The organism is Zooshikella harenae, assembly GCF_018837975.1.
Classification (GTDB): Bacteria; Pseudomonadota; Gammaproteobacteria; order Pseudomonadales; family Zooshikellaceae; genus Zooshikella; species Zooshikella harenae.
Window position 1 is genome coordinate 1 of record NZ_JAGSOY010000230.1, and the last position, 1,607, is coordinate 1,607.

Annotated in this window: 2 protein-coding genes; both read left to right on the plus strand. The window is 31.7% G+C overall.

Translation table 11 applies throughout. The features are described from left to right. Positions 1-31: 31 nt before the first annotated feature. The gene (locus KCG35_RS25175; RefSeq protein ID WP_215822602.1) at positions 32-724 is read left to right on the plus strand and encodes a hypothetical protein; all 693 of its coding nucleotides are present in this window, start codon (positions 32-34) and stop codon (positions 722-724) included. Positions 725-729: 5 nt separating this feature from the next. Continuing rightward, a complete protein-coding gene (locus KCG35_RS25180; protein WP_215822603.1) occupies positions 730-1,371 on the plus strand; it encodes a hypothetical protein in 642 nt (213 codons plus the stop codon). The last annotated feature ends 236 nt before the right edge of the window (positions 1,372-1,607 follow it).

Sequence of the window (1,607 nt, forward strand, 5' to 3'; positions counted from 1 at the left end):
TTTGCGACAGAACCTAAGGAATAAATGATTAATGAATAAACGACGATATTTGACATGTGCTATAGGTGCACTCGCCATTCTAACCTCTGGTTGTGTGTTTAAACCCCGTGTGATACCTGGCATGGATGAGCTTGAAGCCCTATGTCTTAAGGATGCTGGGGCTATTGTTAATGGGATTGAGAAGGTTGATGGGTATTATCAAGCCACAACTAAAGAGTATGGAGGATGGGATGAGATTGTTTATGGCCAATATGATTTTATTGAATATGAACATGTAAAAAATAAACCAGGAACGCCCGTTGATGGAAAACCACCGGGTTTTTATCGAGACTATAAAGCAAATAAAACTGATCCCAATTGCAATCCTTACTACGCAAATAAAATTAAAGAATACAATGTGGAGCCATATATTTCTTTTGATAAAAAGTTTTGTGTTGCCACTAAAAAGATTAGCAAATTTAAAAGTAAATATCAGCTTTCTTCTACAGGAGAAGAATTAATCGATAATCCTCAAGAGGGTTATGAAATACATAGATCGGTAACAAGAATTGAAAATATAAAGACCAAAAAAATATTAGGAGAAAGCACTAGTTATCTGCTTTTTCCTTATGGGATATATAAAACACCTGAAAGCTATATAACCTCACAATGTTCTCAAGTTAATAAATTCAAGTTTCAATCAAGTAAAAACAAAAACATTAGAAGTTGGGTATTTGATAGGTGATTATTATGAGTGATATAGCAATAAAAAACGCAGGCAATAAAAAATTCTTTTTAAGATTGTTATGTATATTGCCTTTTATATTTGTTTTAAGCTCATGCACTTCAAAAATAATATGGGAGGATAAAAAGCTTCAAGAATCGTTTTCTAAGCACTGCAAAATTTCTGGAGAAAAAATTTATAAAGAAGTGAACGGCAACAATATTGATGGCCTATTTTTAGATAATGCAAGTGATTTAGTTCTTGGACTTTATAAAGATAAAAGAAAATTTCACACAATAGGTTTTGGACCCTTATCATATAAACTTCTCCAGACAGAAAATATAAAATTTGTAGAGTTTTATAATTATGAAAAAGAAAATAAAAATGATGCTGGGTATCTAAGGATGGAAGCTGGAAGTTCAGCTACTATTCCCACAAACCAAATCAAAAGTAAGTACTCTGTAGTTTCAGAAAACATCATTTCTAGAGCTGAAAAAGAGCAAGGGTTGATGGGTGAAAGAATTAGCATTATTGAGATGAATACAAAAAAAATAATTGCAGAAAATATTTATTTTCTAAATGAAAAAAATGGTGCATTTTGTGGTTATGCTCCTGAAGAATATTTCTCTCTAATAGAGTTTGTTAAGCGTTCTCTTTCAATTCACTGATTGAGTTATTTTAAGGCTTAACAATAAGTCCACATTGATTAACAAAAAGGTTTTTCAAATGAGCATTGATAATCGAGTAAATACAGAAAAAGCTTATCAAATGGCTTTATTAGCTGATGCTGCATACATTGATATTGAAGATGAGGATTACTGGAAGTCAACTGGTAAAATAAAAGCAAGTCGAGGTAAAACTGCTGAAAAATTCATCGAAAAAAGAGGCTTTACTCAAGTTAGGC